The organism is Methylobacterium organophilum (assembly GCF_022179465.1).
Lineage (GTDB): Bacteria > Pseudomonadota > Alphaproteobacteria > Rhizobiales > Beijerinckiaceae > Methylobacterium > Methylobacterium organophilum.
In genome coordinates, this window is the sequence record NZ_BPQV01000007.1 from 203043 (window position 1) to 222231 (window position 19189).

Here is a 19189-nt window from a genome sequence, read left to right on the forward strand (position 1 = left end):
AGATGGCACTCGTTTGCAACTCTGCTTGCCCCTAGGGTTGGCGCCATCAGCCGAGTGGCTCGCGGGCCCCCGGCTTCGAGGAGCCCTCCGTGCCGCCCTTCCCGACCATCCCCGCCCTGCACGCCGCCTATGCCGAGGGCCTGACGCCACGGGCCGTGGTGGCGGCGTTCTACGAGCGGCTGCGGGGCATCGACGATCCCGGCATCTTCCTGGCGCTGGTGCCGGAAGCGGAGGCGCTGGCGGCCGCCGAGGCCCTCGGGGCCTTCGCGCCGGAGACGAAGCCGCTCTGGGGCGTGCCCTTCGCGGTCAAGGACAATATCGACGTGGCCGGGTTGCCGACCACGGCAGCCTGCCCGGACTTCGCCTATGTGCCGGAGGAGACGGCGCCGGCCGTGCAGCGCCTTCTGGCGGCGGGCGCGATCCTCGTCGGCAAGACCAATCTCGACCAGTTCGCGACCGGGCTCGTCGGGGTGCGCACGCCCTATCCCGCACCGCGCAATGCCTGCGATCCGGCCTATGTGCCCGGCGGCTCCAGCAGCGGCTCCGCGGTCGTGGTCGGGCACGGTCTCGTCGCCTTCGCGCTGGGCACCGACACGGCGGGATCGGGCCGCGTGCCGGCCGGGCTCAACAACGTCGTCGGCCTCAAGCCGTCCCTCGGCTCGGTCTCGAACCGCGGCATGGTGCCGGCCTGCCGGACCCTGGACACGATCTCCGTCTTCGCGGGCACCGTGGCGGATGCGGATGCCGCCTTCCGGGTGATAGCCGGCTACGATCCCGAAGATCCCTGGTCGCGGCGGCTGCCGCTTCCGCCCCGGTCCACCGGCCTGCCCCCGGGCCTGCGCCTCGGCGTGCCGGATGCGCAGGGCCGCCGCTTCCACGGCGACGGGCAGGCGGAGCAGGCCTTCGATGCGGGGCTGGAATGTCTGGCCGGCCTCGTCGGCGAAACCGCGCGGCCGATCGACTTCGCCCCGCTCTTCGCGGTGGCGGAGCTGCTCTATACCGGCCCCTGGGTGGCGGAGCGCTACGAGGCGATCCGCCCCGTCATCGAGGAGCGGCCCGAGATCCTGCACCCGACGACGCGGGCCGTCATCGCCCATGCGAAAAGCTACGCGGCCGCCGATGCCTTCGCCGGCCTCTACCGGCTCGCGGAGCTGCGCCGGGCGGCGGAGCGCATCTTCGAGGACGTGGACGTGCTCGTGGTGCCCACCTACCCGCGTCCCCGCACGGTCGCGGATCTCGCCATCGACCCGATCGGGCCGAACAGCGAACTTGGCACCTACACCAATTTCGTGAATCTGCTCGATTGGTGCGCCCTCGCCGTGCCCGGCCCGCGTCGCGAGGACGGCCTGCCCGCCAGCCTCACCCTGCTCGCCCCGCGGGGACAGGACGGGCTTCTCGCCGCCCTCGGCGCCCGCCTTCACGCGGCGGCGGGCGTCACGCTCGGCGCAGGAGACGTCCCGGCCCCGGCGCCGGAGGACGGCCCCGCGCAGGCGGCCCCCGGAGAGATCGAGATCGTCGTGGTCGGGGCGCATCTGTCGGGCCTGCCCCTCAATCGCGAATTGACCGATCTCGGCGCCCGTTTCCTGCGCAGCGGCCCGACCCGGCCGGATTACCGCCTCTACGCCCTGGCCGGCGGTCCGCCGCAGAGGCCCGGCCTCCTGCGCGTCGGGGACGGAGCGGGCGCGGCGATCGAGACCGAGGTCTGGGCCCTGCCGCCCGCCGGCTTCGGCCGCTTCGTCGCGGGCATTCCCGCGCCCCTCGGCATCGGCACCGTTCGGCTCGCCGACGGCACCGCGCCGAAAGGTTTCCTCGTCGAGACCGAGGGCGTGACGGGCGCCGCCGACATCACGGAATCCGGCGGCTGGCGCGCCTTTCTGGCAAAGGCCTGACAGCGCGGTCGAGTCGCCGGCGCGCCGGCACGGCCGTTGCATTCTCGGCAACAGGCCACTCGGAAAGTAGCACTCGTTTGCAACGATCCCGCCGACTAGGCTTCTCTTCGTCCCAAGTTTCCCGTCAGATCCCACCCTCAGGAGCGCGTCGATGATTGCCCGCCGTACAGTTCTTGCCGGTCTCGGCGCCGCCGGCCTCGGCCTCGCCACGCGCGGGCGCGCGTTCGCCGCCGGGAACGTCACCGTCGGCTTCATCTATGTCGGGCCGAAAGACGATTACGGCTACAACCAGGCCCATGCGCTGGCCGCCAAGGCGCTGAAGGGCCTGGACGGCGTCGAGGTGACCGAGGAGGAGCGCGTCCCCGAGACCAACGCGGTCGAGAAGACCATGGAGAGCATGATCAATCTCGACGGGGCGAGCCTGCTCTTCCCGACCTCCTTCGGCTACTTCAACCCCTACCTGCTGGCCGAGGCCAAGAAGCACCCGAAGATCCAGTTCCGCCATTGCGGCGGCCTCTGGACCGACAAGGACCCGAAGAATGCGGGCTCGTATTTCGGCTACATCGCCCAGGGCCAGTACCTGAATGGCATCGTGGCCGGGCACATGTCGAAGTCGAAGAAGATCGGCTTCGTGGCGGCCAAGCCGATTCCGCAGGTGCTCAACAACGTCAACGCCTTCCTGCTCGGCGCCCAGAGCGTCGATCCCTCCATCACCTGCCAGGTGATCTTCACCGGCGAGTGGTCGCTGGCGGTGAAGGAGGCGGAGGCCACCAACGCCCTGATCGACGGCGGCGCCGACGTGATCACCTGCCATGTCGACAGCCCGAAGGTGACGGTCGAGACCGCCGCCCGCCGCGGCGCCTTCGTCTGCGGCTACCATGTCGACCAGTCGGCCCTGGCCCCGGAGAAGTACCTGACCGGCGCCGAATGGAACTGGCTGCCGATCTACAAGGGCTTCGTCGAGGACGTGAAGGCCGGCCGCACGCCGCCGAACTTCGTGCGCGGCGGCCTCGCCGACGGCTTCGTGAAGATGAGCCCCTATGGACCCGCCGTGAGCGAGGCGGCCCGCAAGAACGCGGACGCGGTCAAGGCCGAGATGCTCAAGGGCGGCTTCGAGATCATCAAGGGCCCGCTCAAGGACAATACCGGCAAGGAGATCCTCGCCGCCGGCAAGGGCCTGCCCGAGAAGGCGGTGGAGCTCGAGAGCACGAGCTACCTCGTGGCCGGGGTGAAGGGCTCGGTGTAAGGCGGCGAAGACCCTCCCCCCGCCGGGGGGAGGGATCGACCGGCGCGGCTGGCACGGTTCCTGCCCCGCCCGTTGCAACCCCGGGTTAAGGAACGCCGAACGTGGTCGCGGACGCTGCCCCCTCGCCGATGAGCGTCGCCCCGCCCCGGGCTCCGGCCGGCCTCCAGGCCCGCGCCTGGCTCGCGCGCCGCTCCGAAGCCCTGGCGATTCCCCTCGGAGCGGCGGTCGGCGGCTTCCTGCTCTTCAGCTTGTTTTTGCTGGCCTTGGGCAAGTCCCCCCTGGCCCTGGCCGACCTCGTCTGGCGCGGCGGCTTCGGCTCCGCCTTCGCCCTCCAGAACAGCCTGCAGCGGGCCGCGCCCCTGCTCTTCGCCGCCCTCTGCGTAGCGCTGCCCGCCCGTCTCGGGCTGGTGGTGATCGGCGGCGAGGGCGCGATCGTGCTCGGTGGCCTCGCCGCAGCGGTCATCGCGCAGCCTTTGAGCGGGGCATCGCCCCTCGTCGCCCTCCCGGCCATGGCGCTCTTCGCCATGGTGGTCGGCGGGATCTGGATCGGCGCGGTCGGCTTCCTCCAGGCCTATCGGGGCGTGAATGCCACCATCGCCAGCCTTCTGATGTCCTACATCGCCATCGCCGTTTCGAACCACCTGATCGAGAACGTCTTCCGCGATCCGGCGAGCCTCAACAAGCCCTCTACCTACGGCATCGGCGACGCCAACATGATCGGCCAGATCCCGGGCGTCGGCGTGCATTGGGGCCTCGGCTTCGGCATCCTCGCCTGCCTCGTCGCCTACCTGCTGATGGACCGCACCACTTTGGGCTTCGCCGCCCGCATCGCCGGCGGCAACGTGCGCGCGGCGCAGATCCAGGGCCTGCCGGTCGGCCGCCTCATCGTCGGCCTCACGGCGCTGGGCGGCGCCTTCGCAGCCCTCGCCGGCTTCTTCGAGGTCGCCGCCGTGCAGGGCAACGCCAACGCGACGCTCGCCGCGGGCTACGGCTACACCGGTATCCTCATCGCCTTCCTGGCGCGGCAAAATCCTCTGGCAATCCCGCCGGTTGCCCTGCTGCTCGGCGGCATCGAGGCCTCGAGCGGCCTGATCCAGCGGCGGCTGCAACTGCCCGATGCCACCGTGCTGGTACTGGAAGGCCTGCTCTTCCTCGTCGTTCTGGTGAGCGAAACCTTCTACGGCCGCTTCAAGATCTTCAATCCGCATCTCTGGGCGCAGAAGCAGGCGGTGGGAGCGTGAGGCGGCGATGAGCAACGATCTCGGCCTCTGGAACGTGCTGCTCGCGGTGATCGGCGGGGCGATCCGCGTCTCGACACCATTCCTGTTCGTGAGCCTCGGCGAGACCATCACCGAGCGCTCCGGGCGCATCAATCTCGGGCTCGAAGGCACCCTCGTCTTCGGGGCGATGTCGGCCTATGCCACCGCGGTGATGACCGGCTCGCCCTGGGCGGGCGTGGCGGTGGCGGGCCTCTGCGGGGCCGGCTTCGGACTGCTGCACGGCTATGTCTGCAGCTTCCCTCGGGTAAACGACATCGCCATCGGCATCGCTCTGATGCTGTTCGGCTCCGGTCTCGCCTTCTTCCTCGGCAAGCCGTTCATCCAGCCCTCCGCCCCGCCCCTGCCGGCGATCTCCTTCGGCTTCTGGTCGGATCTTCCGCAGGTCCAGGCGGCGCTGCGCGTCAATGTGCTGTTCCTGATCGGCGCGGCGATGGCGGTCTTTCTGTGGTGGGCCTTCCGCAACACCAAGGCCGGGCTCATCATCCGCGTGACCGGCGACAGCGCCGATGCCGCCCGGGCCATGGGCTACGACGTCGACCGTGTCCGCCTCTACGCCACGGCGGCAGGCGGCGTCCTCGCCGGGATCGGAGGGGCCTATCTCTCCCTCTACTATCCCGGCTCCTGGAACGAGGGCATCTCCTCCGGCCAGGGCCTGATGGCGGTGGCCCTCGTCATCTTCGCCCGCTGGAATCCCCTCGCCTGCTTCGGGGCCGCGCTCCTCTTCGGCGGCGCCGGGGCGCTCGGCCCCGCCCTGCAATCGGTCGGCATCAGCCAGGGCTACTATCTGTTCTACGCCGCCCCCTACGTCCTCACCCTCGCCCTGCTCATCGCCACCTCCTCGCCCGACCGGGCGCTGGCCGGGGCGCCGGGCGAATTGTCCCTGTCCAAGTAAAGCGTCCAGGTTCAAGGAGTTCTCGATGAATGGCCTCGGCGGACTGAACAAATCCCCGAACGGCGTCGTCATAGGCCTCGTGCAGCTTCAGTTGCCGACGGTCGTCACGAAAGCGGACCTGAAGGCACAGACCGACCGCATCGTCGCCATGGTCGCGAAGGCACGCGCCAACATGGCGGGCATGGATCTCGTCGTGTTCCCCGAATACGCCCTGCACGGGCTGTCGATGGACACCAACCCCGAGATCATGTGCTCCCTCGACGGGCCCGAGGTCGCGGCCTTCAAGAAGGCCTGCATCGACAACAAGATCTGGGGTTGTTTCTCCATCATGGAGTTCAATCCCAGCGGCTACCCGTACAATTCCGGCCTGATCATCGACGATACGGGCGAGCTCAAGCTCTACTACCGCAAGATGCACCCCTGGGTGCCGGTCGAGCCGTGGGAGCCGGGGGACCGCGGCATCCCAGTGATCGAGGGACCGAAGGGCGCCAAGATCGGCCTTATCATCTGCCACGACGGCATGTTCCCGGAAATGGCCCGGGAATGCGCCTACAAGGGCGCCGAGATCATGATCCGCACCGCCGGCTATACCGCCCCGATCCGCGAATCCTGGCGCTTCACCAACCAGTCCAACGCGTTCTGCAATCTCATGGTCACCGCCAACGTCTGCATGTGCGGCTCGGATGGCGTCTTCGACTCCATGGGCGAAGGTATGATCGTCAATTTCGACGGCTCGATCATCGCCCATGGCACCACCGGCCGGGCGGACGAGATCATCACCGCGGAGGTGCGGCCGGACCTCGTCCGCGAGGCGCGCCTGCACTGGGGCGTGGAGAACAACATCTACCAGTTCGGCCACCGCGGCTACACGGCGGTGAAGGGCGGGGCCGGCGATTGCCCCTACACATACATGCACGACCTCGCCGCCGGCCGTTACCGGCTGCCCTGGGAGGACCAGGTGAAGGTCGTCGACGGGACGAGTTGCGGCTTTCCCGCCCCGACCCGTTCCTATGGTGAGCGTCAGTCCCCCCAGGCCCAGGAGGCGGCGGAATGAGCATCCTTCCCTTCCCGTCCTCGGAAGTCTCGGTCTCCGGCAGCTATGTCGCGTCCGAACCCTATCCCTGGCCCTATGACGGCTCACTCAGGCCAGACAACACGGCCCTCGTCATCATCGACATGCAGACCGATTTCTGCGGCAAGGGCGGCTATGTCGACGCCATGGGCTACGACCTGGCGCTGACCCGGGCGCCGATCGGGCCGATCGGTCGCCTGCTCGAAGCGGCACGGGCGAAGGGCTACCACGTCATCCACACCCGCGAGGGGCATCGGCCGGATCTTGCGGACCTGCCGGCCAACAAGCGTTGGCGCTCCCGCCGCATCGGCGCCGGCATCGGCGATCCCGGCCCCTGCGGCCGAGTGCTGGTGCGCGGCGAGCCCGGCTGGGAGATCATCCCGGAACTCGCGCCCCTGGCCGACGAGCCGGTCATCGACAAGCCCGGCAAGGGTTCCTTCTGCGCGACCGACCTGGAGCTGATCCTGACGACACGGGGCATCCGCAACCTGATCCTTACCGGCATCACCACGGATGTTTGCGTGCACACGACCATGCGCGAGGCCAACGATCGCGGATTCGAATGCGTGATCGTCTCCGACGGCACCGCTGCGACCGATCGCGGCAACCACGAGGCCGCGCTCAAGATGGTGACCATGCAGGGCGGGGTCTTCGGCGCCGTCGCCTCCTCGGAAGCCATCCTCGCCGCGATGGGCTGACGCCCCTTCCCTCCCCTGCATGGGGAGGAGCCATCTTGGCACGTTCGGAGAGACCGATGAGCGAGACACCGGAAGAAGCCGCCATCGGCGTCGAGACCATCGGCATGACGAAGCGCTTCGGCGGCTTCACGGCACTGGACGATGTCTCGATGAAGATCGAGGCGGGTGGCTTCCATGCCCTGCTCGGCGAGAACGGCGCCGGCAAGTCCACCCTCGTCAAATGCGTGATGGGCTTCTACGCGCCGACCTCCGGCTCCGTTCTGGTCGATGGGCGCGAGGCCGAGATCACCAACCCGAAGGGTGCGCAGGAGCGCGGCCTCGGCATGGTCTACCAGCACTTCACCCTGGTGCCCTCGCTTACGGGCGCTGAGAACCTCGTCATCTCCCGGGCCGACGCACCGAAGGTGATCCATTGGGCGACCGAGCGCGAGCGCCTGTCTGCCTTCATGACCGGCATGCCGTTCAAGCTGAACCTCGACCGGCCGGTAGCGGAGCTGGCGGCGGGCGAGAAGCAGAAGCTCGAGATCGTCAAGCAGCTCTACCTCAAGGCCCGCTTCCTCATCCTCGACGAGCCAACCTCCGTGCTTACCCCCGGCGAGGCCGAGGAGGTGCTGGGGCTGCTGCGCGCCATGACCGACAAGGGCGACCTCACCGTCCTGATGATCAGCCACAAGTTTCGCGAGGTGGAGGCTTTCGCCCGCTCTCTGAGCGTCCTGCGCCGGGGCCGGCTCGTCGGCGGGGGCGCGGTCGGCACGCTCTCGCGCGCGGACATGGCGGCGATGATGGTGGGCGAGCGCGTGACCCGCGCGCCCGCCGCCCGCATCGGCACCCCGGACGAGGACCGAGAGGTGCTGCGGGTGGAGAGACTGACGGCGACCGACGTGTCGGGCCTGCGCCACATCGTCATCGACGACCTGCGGGTGCGGGCGCGGGAGGTCGTCGGCATCGCCGGCGTCTCCGGCAACGGCCAGAAGGAACTCGCCGATGTGCTCGGCGCGCAGCTGCGCGCCACCGGCGGGCGCGTCGTGGTGGCAGGTGCGCCCTATTCCGGCAGCCGGGCCGAGAGCCGGGCGCGCAAGGTCCGCTTCATCCCGGAGGAGCCCCTGCGCAATGCCTGCGCTCCCCTGATGTCGGTGGCCGAGAACATCGGCTTCCGCGCTTTCGACCGCCGGCAGGACGATCCCGCCCGGGCGCCGACCTTCTGGCTGGACCGGGGGGCCCTCACCAAGCGCGCCCACGAGCTGATCGGCCGCTTCGGCGTGAAGACCGCCTCCGCGGCCGCGCCCATCGCCACCCTGTCGGGTGGCAACGTTCAGCGCGCGGTGCTCGCCCGGGAGCTGACCGACCCGGTCGACCTGCTGATCGTGGTCAATCCCTGCTTCGGCCTCGACTTCGCCGCCGTGTCGGAGATCCGCAGCCGCATCATCGCCGCGCGCAACGAGGGCGCGGCCGTCCTGCTCATCAGCGAAGATCTCGACGAGATCCTCGAGCTCTCGGACAGGGTGCTGGTGATGTCGGAAGGCCGGATCGTGCACGAGACGCCGGCCGCACAGGCCAACATCGCCGAGATCGGCCGCTTCATGGCCGGCCATCACTGAGTTTGCGGAGAGGCCTCAGTAGATCAGGCCGGCCCGCTTCAGTTCGCGCTCGACCTCGTCGCAGGCCGCATCCAGCGGGTCGTCGTTGCTGGCCAGCGGCGGCATGAGCGGCGTCATGGGGGCGAAATCGAAAAGTTCGGGGGGCGCATCGACGATGCGGGCGCCGCCAGTCTCCGGCTCCGTATCCTGCCGCCGGGTGAGGCCGGGGAACAGCTTCGACAGCATGCGCGCCTCCTGAGAGACAAACCGGGCATTGGTTCTGCCGGTTCCGGCCCGGCATGGCCTGTCGAGCCGAGAGTCTGCCGCGCCCATCCTGTCCGCAGCGGCGCAGCGATTCAACCTCTGCGGGCATTTTCGCACCAGCGCTCCGCGGGACGGGCAGCCGTGCCGGGCGGAGTGATCGCTTCATCGCAGCTTCGTGAAATACGGCCGCGGCAAGCTGTGCTATCGATCGATCATAGCGTTTCACACCTGACCTCCGCCCCGCGGCCTCATTTCGGCTCGCGGGGTTTTTCTTTTGGCCGACCGGCTGCTCTACGGTCTCGCCCCAGAGACTGTCTGCCCCGCGAGGGCCGCCCCGGGCGCAAGTTTGGCCCTCACAGGCGTTTTCATCCAAGAAGATCGTTCCAAATCTTCGGAGCAATTTGGATTCATCGTTTATTGACCTGATCAAGCTCCCCGAACATCCTTGTATGCATGCGGCTCCATCGCGTGCGTTATCGGAACTCCGAGCCGGTGACGTGCAGGAGTGCGACCAGTGTTCAGGATCGATGGTCTCTTCCGAACCTCGCATCGCTCTCCAGGCCGTCGGCTTCCGCCACGGGGCGAGCCCCGTGCTCGGCCATGTCGACCTGTCCATCGCGGAAGGGGAGCGCGTCGGCATCCTCGGGCGCTCGGGGGTGGGCAAATCGACCCTGCTGCAGATCTTGGCGGGCCTTGAGGCCCCTTCTGCCGGCACCCTGCGGGTCGATGGCGCGACCGTACGCGGGCCGGTTCCAGGCTGCACGGTCATGTTCCAGCGGCCCGCGCTGCTACCCTGGGCCAGCGTCCTCGACAACGTGCTGCTGCCCGCCCGCCTCTCCGGCCGGCTGGCCCGTGATGGGGCCAGTTGCGCGGCGGAAGCGCAGCGCCTGCTGGACGATCTCGGCCTCGCCGAGCGGGCGCAGGCCAAGCCTCACCAGCTCTCCGGGGGCCAACAGCAGCGGGCGGCGCTCGCCCGGGCGCTCGCGAGCGCGCCGCGTATGCTGCTCCTCGACGAGCCCTTCTCCGCCCTCGATCCCGAGATGCGCGCGAGCCTGCGGGCGGATGTGCTGCGTCTGTCCCGCGCCCGCGGCCTCACCCTCGTGATCGTCACCCACGACCTCGCCGACGTGGCGGCGCTCGCCGAACGCGCGGTGGTGCTCGGCGGCCGCCCGGCTCGGGTCACGGCGGACTTCTCCCTCGGTGCCGATGCGGAGGCCGAGTTGCGCCGACGCTTTGGCTCCCCTCCCGACGCGACCGGCCGCCACGCTGCCTGACCCCGAGCCTCTCGATGACCGCCCCCGACGACCTCTCCGCCCTGTGGACGCATGAATGGGCCCGCGCCGACTGGAGCCGGCGCGACACCCTCGATGCCCTCGCCCGCGGTGGTCTCGCTGCCCTCCTGGGCGGCGGTGGCCTCGCCCTCTCCGGCAAGGCAGCCCATGCGGCCGACGACGAGACCGTGCGCATCGGCTACCTGCCGATCACCGACGCCACCGCCCTGCTGGTGGCCCACGCCAAGGGTTACTTCGAGGAGGCGGGCCTCAAGGTCGCCGAGCCGACGCCGGTGCGCTCCTGGTCGGCCCTGGTCGAGGGCTTCGCGGCGGGCAAGTTCAACCTCGCCCACCTGCTCAAGCCCATCCCGGTCTGGATGCGCTACAATAACAAGTTCCCGGTCAAGATCCTGGCCTGGGCCCATACCAACGGGTCGGGCATCGTCGTCGGCGGCAAAAGCGGCATCGCCGACTTCAAGGGCCTCGCGGGAAAAAGCGTCGCGGTGCCCTACTGGTACTCGATGCACAATGTCGTGCTGCAATACGCCCTGCGGGAATCCGGCGTGATCCCGGTGATCCGCGGCGAGGCCGGCCCGAACGAATGCGCCCTTCAGATCCTGGCACCGCCGGAGATGCCGGCGGCGCTGGCGGCGGGTAAGATCGACGGCTACATCGTCGCCGAGCCCTTCAACGCGCTGGGCGAGATCAAGGCTGGGGCGCGGATGCTGCGCTTCACAGGGGACATATGGAAGAACCATCCCTGTTGCGTGGTCGTCGCCCATGAGCGGCAGGTGGCGGCGAACCCCGAATGGACGGGCAAGGCGGTCGACGCCATCGTGCGGGCCCAGGCCTATTGCGTGAAGAACCGCGAGGAAGTCGCCCGCCTGATCTCCAAGGAGGGCCGCGGCTACCTGCCGATGCCCGCCGAGGTGGTGGTGAAGGCGGTGACCGATTACGGGCCGGCCTACGAGCAGAACGGGGCGATCCGCCACCGTGACTGGGCCGCGCAGCGGATCGATTTCCAGCCCTGGCCGTATCCTTCCGCCACCAAGCTCATCGTCGAGGCCATGGGCAAGACTGTGGTCGAGGGCGACGCCACCTTCCTGAACGGGCTCGACCCGGATTTCGTGGCCAAGGACCTCGTCGACGACCGCTTCGTCACCGCCTCCCTCAAGCGCTATCCCGAATGGCCGGGCGCGGCGGATGCGGCCGCGCTCACCCGCCAGGAAGTCCTGAGCCTGTGAGCGGCGGCGCGACCGATGCGGCGCTCGCCGTCGAGCCGGGGACCGCACCGGCCCGGCCGCGCCTCGCCCTCGACGGTCTCGTCGCCCGTCTGGCGCCGCTGGTGGGCTTGTTCGGCCTGCTCGGCCTCTGGTTCGCGGGCGGACTGATCCTGGAGAGCGTGCCGGCCTACTCCGCCTTCGCCGGCTTCGCACCGGGGCCGGCCCTCACATCCTTCGCGGAGCTGATCGCCTCCGGCGAGGCGTGGCGGGCGGCGGGGCCGAGTTTGGCGCGGATCGGGCAGGGGCTCGCCGTCGCCTTCCTGCTCGGCGCGCCGCTGGGGCTGCTCGTCGGCTCCTCGCCGCTGGCGGAGCGGATCCTGCAGCCGCCGTTCCAGCTCCTGCGCATGATCTCGCCGCTCGCCTGGATGCCGATCGCGGTGCTGACCTTCCCGAGTTGGGATGGGGCCATCGTCTTCCTGATCGCGGCGGCCGCGATCTGGCCGATCCTGTTCGCCACCGCGGCCGGGGTGAAGCGGGTCGACCCGGTCTGGCTCGCCATGGCGCGCAATCTCGGCGCGGGCCCGCTCGCAAGCCTGCGCCGGGTCGTGGTGCCGGCGGTGCTGCAGGACATCCTCACCGGCCTGCGCCTCGCTCTGGGCGTCGCCTGGATCGTGCTGGTGCCGGCCGAGTATCTCGGGGTCACCAGCGGGCTCGGCTACGCCATCAACGATGCCCGCGACACCCTCTCCTATGACCGCCTCGCCGCCCTCGTCCTTCTGATCGGACTGATCGGCTACGCCCTCGACAGCGCGCTGGGGCGGCTCGCCGCCCGCGCCCGCTGGATTCCCGCAACGTGAGGAAACGCTTCATGACCGCCACGGCCGCCAACGAGATCGTCCAGACCTTCGAGAAGACTTTTGAGCCGATCGACCGTGACAGACTGCACGCCCTTTCCGAGAAAGGCCGCTCCGACCCCAGCGTCGTGAAGACCGTGCGGGCCAAGACCATCGCGGAAGGCCGTCGCTTCCGCCACCTCAACTACATCCGCAATCTCGAGCCCCATGTCGTGGACGAGCCTCCGGCGTTGCTCGGGGATGACACAGCTCCGAACCCGACCGAGGCCCTTCTCGCGGCCCTCGGCACCTGCGTGGCCGTCGGCATCCAGGCCAATGCAGTAGCCCGCGGCTGGACCGTGAAGGGCATCACGATCGAATCCGAGGGCGACATCAACATCACCTCGGTCTGGGGCACGGGCGATCTCTCCGAGAAGCCGGTCGGCCTGACCACCGTGCGGCTGAAGGCGCATCTCGACATCGAGGGCGCGAGCGCGGCGGAGCTCGACGAACTCGTCACCCATGCGGCGCAATGGTCGCCGGTGCTCAATACCGTGAAGAACCCCGTCGACGTCACCCTGACCCGGGCCTGACGCCGCCATGGCCGCCAGCGCCCGCATCGAGACGGAAACCGCGCGCGCGATCGCGGACATCGTCCGCGACGACCTGCGCCCCCGCCTCGCCGCCATCGATGCCGGGACATACCCGGCGGAGGTGCTGCAGGCACTTGGCGCAGCCGGCGCCTTCGCCCACCACCTCGATGGCCGCACGGAGGGACTCGTCGGCGCCGTCGACGCGATGGCGGAGATCGGCACGGCCTGCCTCTCCACCGCCTTCTGCACCTGGTGCCAGGACGCCCTGGTCTGGTATCTCGCCAGCTCCGAGGAAGCCGGTCCCCGCCGCCACCTCGCCGCCCTCGCCGCAGGAGAAAGCCTCGGCGGCACCGGCCTCTCCAATCCGATGAAGGCGTTCGCCGGCATCGAGCCCCTGGCGCTGCAGGGCCAGCGCGAGGGCGGCGGCTACCGTGTGCATGGACGCCTGCCCTGGGTCTCGAATCTCGCCCCCGGGCACCGCTTCGCCGGCATCTTCGCCCTGCCGGACGGGCGGCGGGTGATGGGGCTGTTCGAGTCCGGAACCGAGACGGTCGCGCTGTCGGCCAATGCCCGCTTCGTGGCCCTGGAGGGGACCGGCACCTATACGGTGCTGGTGCGGGACACCTTCCTCGCCGACGAGGATGTGATCTCCCACGATGTCGCGACCTTCGTGCCGCGCATCCGCAACGGCTTCGTACTGCTCCAGACCGGGATGGGCCTCGGCCTCGCCCGGGGCGTGGCCGCGCTGATGCGCGCGGATGCCCGCGGTCGCCGGGACGCGGCCTTCCTGCCGCTCGGCCCCGAGGCGATCGAGGCGCGGGCGGAGGCCCTGCGGGAACGCGTCGTCGCGGCCGCCCGCAACCACGGGGAGACGGACCGGGCGACCTTTCTGGACACCCTGCGCCTGCGCCTGGACGTGTCGTTCTTGGCGCTGGAGGCGGCGCAATCCGCCATGCTGCAATTCGGGGCCCGCGGCTACCTGGAGGGCGCGGAAACCTTCCGCCGCCTGCGCGAGGCGCAGTTCGTGGCGATCGTCACCCCGTCGGTGAAGCACATCACCACCGAACTGGCGCGGGAGGCCTGACGCCGCCGCGCCGCAGCGTGGCGCGACGGCACAAGCCCGCTCAATGCAGGCGGAATTCCGCGCCCACGGCCCGGAGCTCCGCCGGCTTGATCAGGCGGCTGTGGCAGACCTTCACCGAATGCAGGGGCCCGTCGAGCGTCTTCTGCCAGAAGCTCAGGAAGCGTTTCAGTTCGGGGAAGTTCGGGAAGAGATCGAGCTCCTGCCAGACGAAGACCTGAAGCAGGTGCGGGTGGTCCGGCAGGTGGTAGAGGATCTCGGCCGTGGTGAGTCCGTATCCTTCGAGTCGGCGGCGGAAGCTGGTCGCAGTGGTCACGGTGCACTCCGTTCACGCATCGCCGCGGCACCTCCGGTCGCCGCGACGTCGGTGATGCGCGGCAGGCCAGTGGCGGAGCGACGATCCAGGATTCCTCTTGCAAAGCTGGGGCCGCGGCCATCGCTCGGATGGCCCGCGGCCCGGCCCTCGTGGCTCAGAAGTCGGGCGCACCGGCAGGCGGCAGCGGCGCCTTCTCCTTCGGCCGGTCGGCGACCAGGGCCTCGGTGGTCACCAGAAGGCCCGCCACGGAAGCGGCGTCCTGCAGGGCGGTGCGCACCACCTTGGCCGGGTCGACGATGCCGGCCTCGACGAGATCCCCGTAGGTCTCGGTCTGCGCGTCGAAGCCGAAGGTGTCCGAGCCGCTCTCGACGATCTTGGCGACGACGATCGAACCCTCGACGCCGGCATTGGCGGCGATCTGGCGGATCGGGGCTTCGAGCGCCTTGAGCACGATGTTGATGCCGGCCCTCACGTCGGCATTGTCGCTCGTCAGCGCCGACACGACCGCCTTGGCGCGCAGCAGCGCGGTGCCGCCGCCGGGGACGATGCCCTCCTCGATCGCCGCCCGCGTCGCGTTGAGCGCGTCGTCCACGCGGTCCTTCTTCTCCTTGACCTCGACCTCGGTCGCGCCGCCGACGCGGATCACCGCGACGCCGCCAGCGAGCTTGGCCAGGCGCTCCTGGAGCTTCTCACGGTCGTAGTCCGAGGTGGTCTCCTCGATCTGCGCCTTGATCTGGCCGACGCGGGCCTCGATGTCGGCCTTCGCGCCGAGACCGTCGACGATGGTCGTGCTCTCCTTGTCGATGCGCACGCGCTTGGCCTGACCGAGCAGGCCCAGCGTCACGTTCTCCAGCTTGATGCCGAGATCTTCCGAGATGGTCTGGCCGTTGGTCAGGATGGCGATGTCCTCCAGGATCGCCTTGCGGCGATCGCCGAAGCCCGGCGCCTTGACGGCCGCGACCTTGAGGCCGCCGCGGAGCTTGTTCACGACGAGAGTGGCCAGAGCCTCGCCCTCGACATCCTCGGCGATGATCAGCAGGGGCCGGCTCGATTGGACGACCGCTTCCAGAACCGGCAGCAGCGGCTGAAGGGAAGAGAGCTTCTTCTCGTGGATGAGGATGTAGGGATCTTCGAGCTCGGCGATCAGCTTCTCCGCATTGGTCACGAAGTAGGGCGAGAGATAGCCGCGATCGAATTGCAGGCCTTCGACGACATCGAGCTCGGTCTCGGCGGTCTTGGCCTCCTCGACGGTGATGACGCCTTCCTTGCCCACCTTCTCGACCGCCTGCGCGATCAGGCGGCCGATCTCCTTGTCGCCGTTGGCGGAGATCGTGCCGACCTGGGCAATGGCGTCGGACGCGGTCACCTTGCGGGCGCGGGCGGTGATGTCCTTCACCGCGGCGGCCGTGGCGAGGTCGATGCCGCGCTTCAGGTCGAGGGGGTTGAAGTTTGCCGCGACCGCCTTTGCGCCCTCGCGGACGATCGCCTGGGCGAGCACGGTCGCGGTGGTGGTGCCGTCACCGGCCAAATCGTTGGTCTTCGCTGCGACCTCGCGCAGGAGCTGCGCGCCGAGATTCTCGAAGCGATCCTCCAGCTCGATCTCCTTGGCGACGGTGACGCCGTCCTTGGTGATGCGCGGCGCCCCGAAGCTCTTCTCGATCACGACGTTGCGACCCTTCGGGCCGAGCGTCACCTTGACGGCATCCGCCAGGATGTCGACGCCGCGCAGAAGCCTTTCGCGGGCATCTCCCGAAAACTTCACGTCCTTTGCTGCCATTCCCATCCTCCAAGATTGCTGGTTACGGGCCAGATCAGGCCGCGATCACGCCGAGAATGTCGGATTCCTTCAGGATCAGGAGATCCTGGCCGTCGATCTTGACTTCGGTGCCGGCCCATTTGCCGAACAGCACCCGGTCGCCGACGGTCACGTCGAGCGCGTTCAGGTGTCCCTGCTCGTCGCGGGCGCCCGGGCCGACGGCGACGACCTCGCCTTCCTGAGGCTTCTCCTTGACGGTGTCGGGGATGATGATGCCGCCCTTCGTCCGCTCGTCGCTGTCCACGCGCCGCAGAAGAACGCGGTCGTGCAGGGGTCGAAACGCCATCGCCGTGGCTCTCCCAAGTCCGTTGGTGTCGATCCGGTGGCCCCGAGGGGCCGATCCGAGGGCCTCAGCGTGGCCGCGACCGTTCTTTTAGTCAACTGGATTGTTCTTTTTAAAGAACGAAGCTCGAGAGGACGATTGCGCCATCCGGGCGGCGGTCCGGGAAGAAATCCTTCGCTCGATCGTCCGGGAGCGGTGCCGGCGATTCCCGCGCCTCGACGCACCGCCGCGCCGTTTGCGAGACCCGCCGCGGCGGCCGGCGAAGAGGTGGGCCGGATTAAAGCCGTGCGCCGAACGTGCCGGGGCGTGATTGTCTTGGCCCGGGCCGCCGAACGTTGATAGCGTCGTGCAGGAGTGGCCCGCTTCGAGGCCACAGGGAGGAAAACCGCATGAGTCTAGGCGTTGCCGACGGGGTCGGGCATCAGGCGTTCGCCCCGACATGGCTGTCACGGGAGCGCATCGTCGCCAAACCCGGCTTCAACCGATGGCTGGTGCCCCCCGCCGCCCTCGCGATCCATCTCTGCATCGGCATGGCCTATGGCCTGTCCGTGTTCTGGCTGCCCCTGTCCCGAGCGCTCAGCGTCGGGCAGCCGGCGCCGGCGAGTTGCCCGGACATGAGCGTGCTCACGGCGCTGTTCACCACCCGCTGCGACTGGCGCGTCAGCGACCTCGTCATCGTCTTCTCCATCGGCATCGTCGTGCTCGGCATCTCGGCGGCCCTGTTCGGCGGCTGGCTCGAACGGGCGGGCCCGCGCAAGGCGGGCGTGGTGGCCGCGCTCTGCTGGGGCGGCGGCTTCCTGATCGGCGCCCTCGGCGTCCACCTGCACCAGCTCTGGCTGATCTGGCTCGGCATGGGCCTGATCGGCGGCATCGGGCTGGGGCTCGGCTACATCTCCCCCGTCTCGACGCTGATCAAATGGTTCCCCGACCGGCGCGGCATGGCGACCGGCATGGCGATCATGGGCTTCGGCGGCGGCGCGATGATCGGCTCGCCGCTGGCCGACACCCTGATCAAGACCTTCCGCAGCCCGGAATCCGCCGGCGTCTGGCAGACCCTCGTCGTGATGAGCATCGGCTACCTGCTGTTCATGCTGGGCGGTGCCTTCGGCTACCGCGTGCCGCCGGCCGGCTGGGCCCCGGAGGGCTGGACGCCGCCGGCCGCCAAGAACGCGATGATCGCCTCCGGCCACGTGCATCTGCGCGACGCGCACAAGACGCCGCAATTCTGGCTGCTCTGGCTGGTGCTCTGCCTCAACGTGTCGGCCGGCATCGGCGTGCTGGCCCTCGCCTCGCCCATGTTGCAGGAGATCTTCGGCGGCAAGCTGATCAACCTTCCCGAGGTCGGGTTCGGGCAGCTCGACGCCGGGCAGAAGACCCAGGTCGCGGCCATCGCCGCGGGCTTCGTCGGCCTCCTGTCCCTGTTCAACATCCTCGGCCGCTTCTTCTGGGCCTCGATGTCGGACAAGCTCGGCCGCAAGCTCACCTACGCGATCTTCTTCGGCCTCGGCGTCGCGCTCTACGCCGCCGCGCCCTGGGCCGCGGGGATCGGCTCGACGGCCCTGTTCGTGGGCTTCTTCTGCGTGATCCTGTCGATGTATGGCGGCGGCTTCGCCACCATCCCCGCCTATCTCGCCGATGTGTTCGGCACGCAGTTCGTCGGCGCCATCCACGGCCGCCTGCTCACCGCCTGGTCGACGGCGGGCGTGATCGGACCGGTCGTCGTCACCGCGATCCGCCAGCATCAGGTCGATGCCGGCGTGACCGGCGTCGATCTCTACGCACGTACGATGTACGTGCTCGCGGTCTTCCTCGCCGTCGGCTTCGTCTGCAACCTCGCGGTGCGTCCCCTCGCCCGGCGCTGGTTCATGCCGGAGACCGAGGTCGCGGCGCTCGAGGCCAAGGGCAGGACGGGCGCTGCGACGCGAGGGGGCGCCCAGGGCATCGGCCGCGGCGGCGTCTCGGCCGGCGCGGCCCTGGCCTGGGCCATCGTCGGCATCCCGATCCTCTGGGGCATCTGGATCACCCTATCCAAGGCGCTGATCCTGTTCCGCTGAGCGCGGGACTTAGCCCCTCCAAAGCTCGCGCCGCGCCGATGGCGGCGTAGCGCGGGCCCTGACCTCGCGGGATGTCCCGAAAGCGGCCTCAGAGAACGAGGGCCGTCAGGACCGTCGTGACCACGGCGGCCGCGATCGCCAGCGCCAAAGCCTGGAAGCTGCCAATGCTGCGCTCGCGGGCGGTGTCGGCGACGAGCGCGGGGGATGCTGCGTCGCGCGGCCGCAAGGCCGTCGTCACGCGCTCCTCGCGCACCGTCTCCACGAAGATCGATTGTATCACCACGGTCATCGTTCTCTCTCCCGTCCATCCTGACGGGGGCATCCTGCCGGGTCGTCCGGGTGGCACCTTGATCCAGCGCAAGGGTCGGCGCCGCGAGTAAGCAGGGCCGCGCGCGGGGCCGGCCTTGCGCTGAATCAAGGCCGGCCGCCCCGATCGCCCACACGCTCCACCGTCTGTCCGGAACGGAGCCCTGTGATGCGCAGCTACCTCGTCACCTTTCACAAGGTCGTGCCCGATGGGAGCGGCCACGACCGTGCCGTCCTGCAGGGGCGCATGGTCGTGCGCGCCCGTTCGGACGTCTCGGCCCTCTACGAAGCCAAGGCGCGCTTCTGCCAGGCGATGCGGATCGCGGACTGGCGCCTGCGGGCCGATACCTGCCGGGCGGTCGAGGTGGCGCGGCTCGTGGCCTGACGTGCCCCGCGGTAGGGCTCGGGTTGGCAAAGATCAGAAACAGATAAGCATGCCGCCCGTCTTGGCGACTCGTTTACCAATCCAAAGAAGGTCTCGGATCGACGCTGCTC

At 69.3% G+C, this 19189-nt stretch carries 19 protein-coding genes; 14 read left to right on the forward strand and 5 right to left on the reverse strand.

Going from position 1 to position 19189, the window contains the following annotated elements; genetic code table 11:
• Positions 1 to 89: 89 nt before the first annotated feature.
• The 7 genes from atzF (at position 90) to MFF21_RS13770 (ending at position 8675) form a co-directional block, all read left to right on the forward strand.
• Positions 90 to 1889 carry an allophanate hydrolase gene (gene atzF, locus MFF21_RS13740; RefSeq protein WP_238311685.1) on the forward strand — a complete coding sequence of 600 codons (1800 nt, stop codon included), beginning with the start codon at positions 90 to 92 and terminating at the stop codon, positions 1887 to 1889.
• 151 nt (positions 1890 to 2040) lie between these two features.
• Complete coding sequence (locus MFF21_RS13745) at positions 2041 to 3135, forward strand: BMP family ABC transporter substrate-binding protein (RefSeq protein ID WP_238311686.1); 1095 nt, start codon at positions 2041 to 2043, stop codon at positions 3133 to 3135.
• A gap of 128 nt (positions 3136 to 3263) precedes the next feature.
• A complete protein-coding gene (locus MFF21_RS13750; RefSeq protein ID WP_238311763.1) occupies positions 3264 to 4376 on the forward strand; it encodes an ABC transporter permease in 1113 nt (370 codons plus the stop codon).
• Between the two features lie 7 nt (positions 4377 to 4383).
• The gene (locus MFF21_RS13755; RefSeq protein ID WP_238311687.1) at positions 4384 to 5307 is read left to right on the forward strand and encodes an ABC transporter permease; all 924 of its coding nucleotides are present in this window, start codon (positions 4384 to 4386) and stop codon (positions 5305 to 5307) included.
• Between the two features lie 25 nt (positions 5308 to 5332).
• Positions 5333 to 6361, forward strand: a complete 1029-nt coding sequence (locus tag MFF21_RS13760) for a formamidase (protein WP_238311688.1) — start codon at positions 5333 to 5335, stop codon at positions 6359 to 6361.
• Complete coding sequence (gene biuH, locus MFF21_RS13765; RefSeq protein WP_238311689.1) at positions 6358 to 7077, forward strand: biuret amidohydrolase; 720 nt, start codon at positions 6358 to 6360, stop codon at positions 7075 to 7077. Before MFF21_RS13760 ends, biuH begins: the two co-directional genes overlap by 4 nt.
• Positions 7078 to 7133: 56 nt before the next feature.
• A complete protein-coding gene (locus MFF21_RS13770) occupies positions 7134 to 8675 on the forward strand; it encodes an ABC transporter ATP-binding protein (RefSeq protein ID WP_238311690.1) in 1542 nt (513 codons plus the stop codon).
• 15 nt (positions 8676 to 8690) lie between these two features.
• On the opposite strand, the gene MFF21_RS13775 is transcribed toward MFF21_RS13770, so the two are convergent.
• Positions 8691 to 8900 carry a hypothetical protein gene (locus MFF21_RS13775; protein ID WP_238311691.1) on the reverse strand — a complete coding sequence of 70 codons (210 nt, stop codon included), beginning with the start codon at positions 8898 to 8900 and terminating at the stop codon, positions 8691 to 8693.
• Between the two features lie 545 nt (positions 8901 to 9445).
• Here MFF21_RS13775 and MFF21_RS13780 point away from each other — a divergent pair.
• From MFF21_RS13780 to MFF21_RS13800, 5 genes are read left to right on the forward strand one after another with little or no spacing between them, the layout of a single operon-like run.
• Entirely contained in the window at positions 9446 to 10192 is a 747-nt protein-coding gene (locus tag MFF21_RS13780) for an ABC transporter ATP-binding protein (protein ID WP_238311692.1), read from the forward strand.
• Between the two features lie 14 nt (positions 10193 to 10206).
• Positions 10207 to 11433 (forward strand): ABC transporter substrate-binding protein, encoded by a 1227-nt coding sequence (locus MFF21_RS13785; RefSeq protein WP_238311693.1) that lies wholly within the window; start codon positions 10207 to 10209, stop codon positions 11431 to 11433.
• Positions 11430 to 12269 (forward strand): ABC transporter permease, encoded by an 840-nt coding sequence (locus MFF21_RS13790; protein ID WP_238311694.1) that lies wholly within the window; start codon positions 11430 to 11432, stop codon positions 12267 to 12269. Before MFF21_RS13785 ends, MFF21_RS13790 begins: the two co-directional genes overlap by 4 nt.
• Positions 12270 to 12280: 11 nt before the next feature.
• Positions 12281 to 12838: an OsmC family protein gene (locus tag MFF21_RS13795; RefSeq protein WP_238311695.1), complete on the forward strand. Its 558-nt coding sequence runs from the start codon at positions 12281 to 12283 to the stop codon at positions 12836 to 12838.
• A gap of 7 nt (positions 12839 to 12845) precedes the next feature.
• Positions 12846 to 13922: an acyl-CoA dehydrogenase family protein gene (locus MFF21_RS13800; RefSeq protein ID WP_238311696.1), complete on the forward strand. Its 1077-nt coding sequence runs from the start codon at positions 12846 to 12848 to the stop codon at positions 13920 to 13922.
• 40 nt (positions 13923 to 13962) lie between these two features.
• Here MFF21_RS13800 and MFF21_RS13805 read toward each other — a convergent pair whose 3' ends face one another.
• From MFF21_RS13805 to MFF21_RS13815, 3 genes are all read right to left on the reverse strand, one after another.
• Positions 13963 to 14235, reverse strand: a complete 273-nt coding sequence (locus tag MFF21_RS13805) for an usg protein (RefSeq protein ID WP_238311697.1) — start codon at positions 14233 to 14235, stop codon at positions 13963 to 13965.
• A gap of 154 nt (positions 14236 to 14389) precedes the next feature.
• Entirely contained in the window at positions 14390 to 16012 is a 1623-nt protein-coding gene (gene groL / locus MFF21_RS13810) for a chaperonin GroEL (protein ID WP_238311698.1), read from the reverse strand.
• Between the two features lie 34 nt (positions 16013 to 16046).
• Positions 16047 to 16337 (reverse strand): co-chaperone GroES, encoded by a 291-nt coding sequence (locus MFF21_RS13815; RefSeq protein WP_238311699.1) that lies wholly within the window; start codon positions 16335 to 16337, stop codon positions 16047 to 16049.
• 386 nt (positions 16338 to 16723) lie between these two features.
• On the opposite strand from MFF21_RS13815, the gene MFF21_RS13820 reads away from it, so the two are divergent.
• On the forward strand, positions 16724 to 18388 hold the full coding sequence (locus tag MFF21_RS13820) for an OFA family MFS transporter (RefSeq protein WP_238311700.1): 1665 nt from the start codon (positions 16724 to 16726) through the stop codon (positions 18386 to 18388).
• 88 nt (positions 18389 to 18476) lie between these two features.
• Here MFF21_RS13820 and MFF21_RS13825 read toward each other — a convergent pair whose 3' ends face one another.
• Positions 18477 to 18677 carry a hypothetical protein gene (locus MFF21_RS13825; protein ID WP_238311701.1) on the reverse strand — a complete coding sequence of 67 codons (201 nt, stop codon included), beginning with the start codon at positions 18675 to 18677 and terminating at the stop codon, positions 18477 to 18479.
• 186 nt (positions 18678 to 18863) lie between these two features.
• On the opposite strand from MFF21_RS13825, the gene MFF21_RS13830 reads away from it, so the two are divergent.
• The gene (locus tag MFF21_RS13830; protein ID WP_238311702.1) at positions 18864 to 19079 is read left to right on the forward strand and encodes a hypothetical protein; all 216 of its coding nucleotides are present in this window, start codon (positions 18864 to 18866) and stop codon (positions 19077 to 19079) included.
• Positions 19080 to 19189 lie beyond the last annotated feature (110 nt).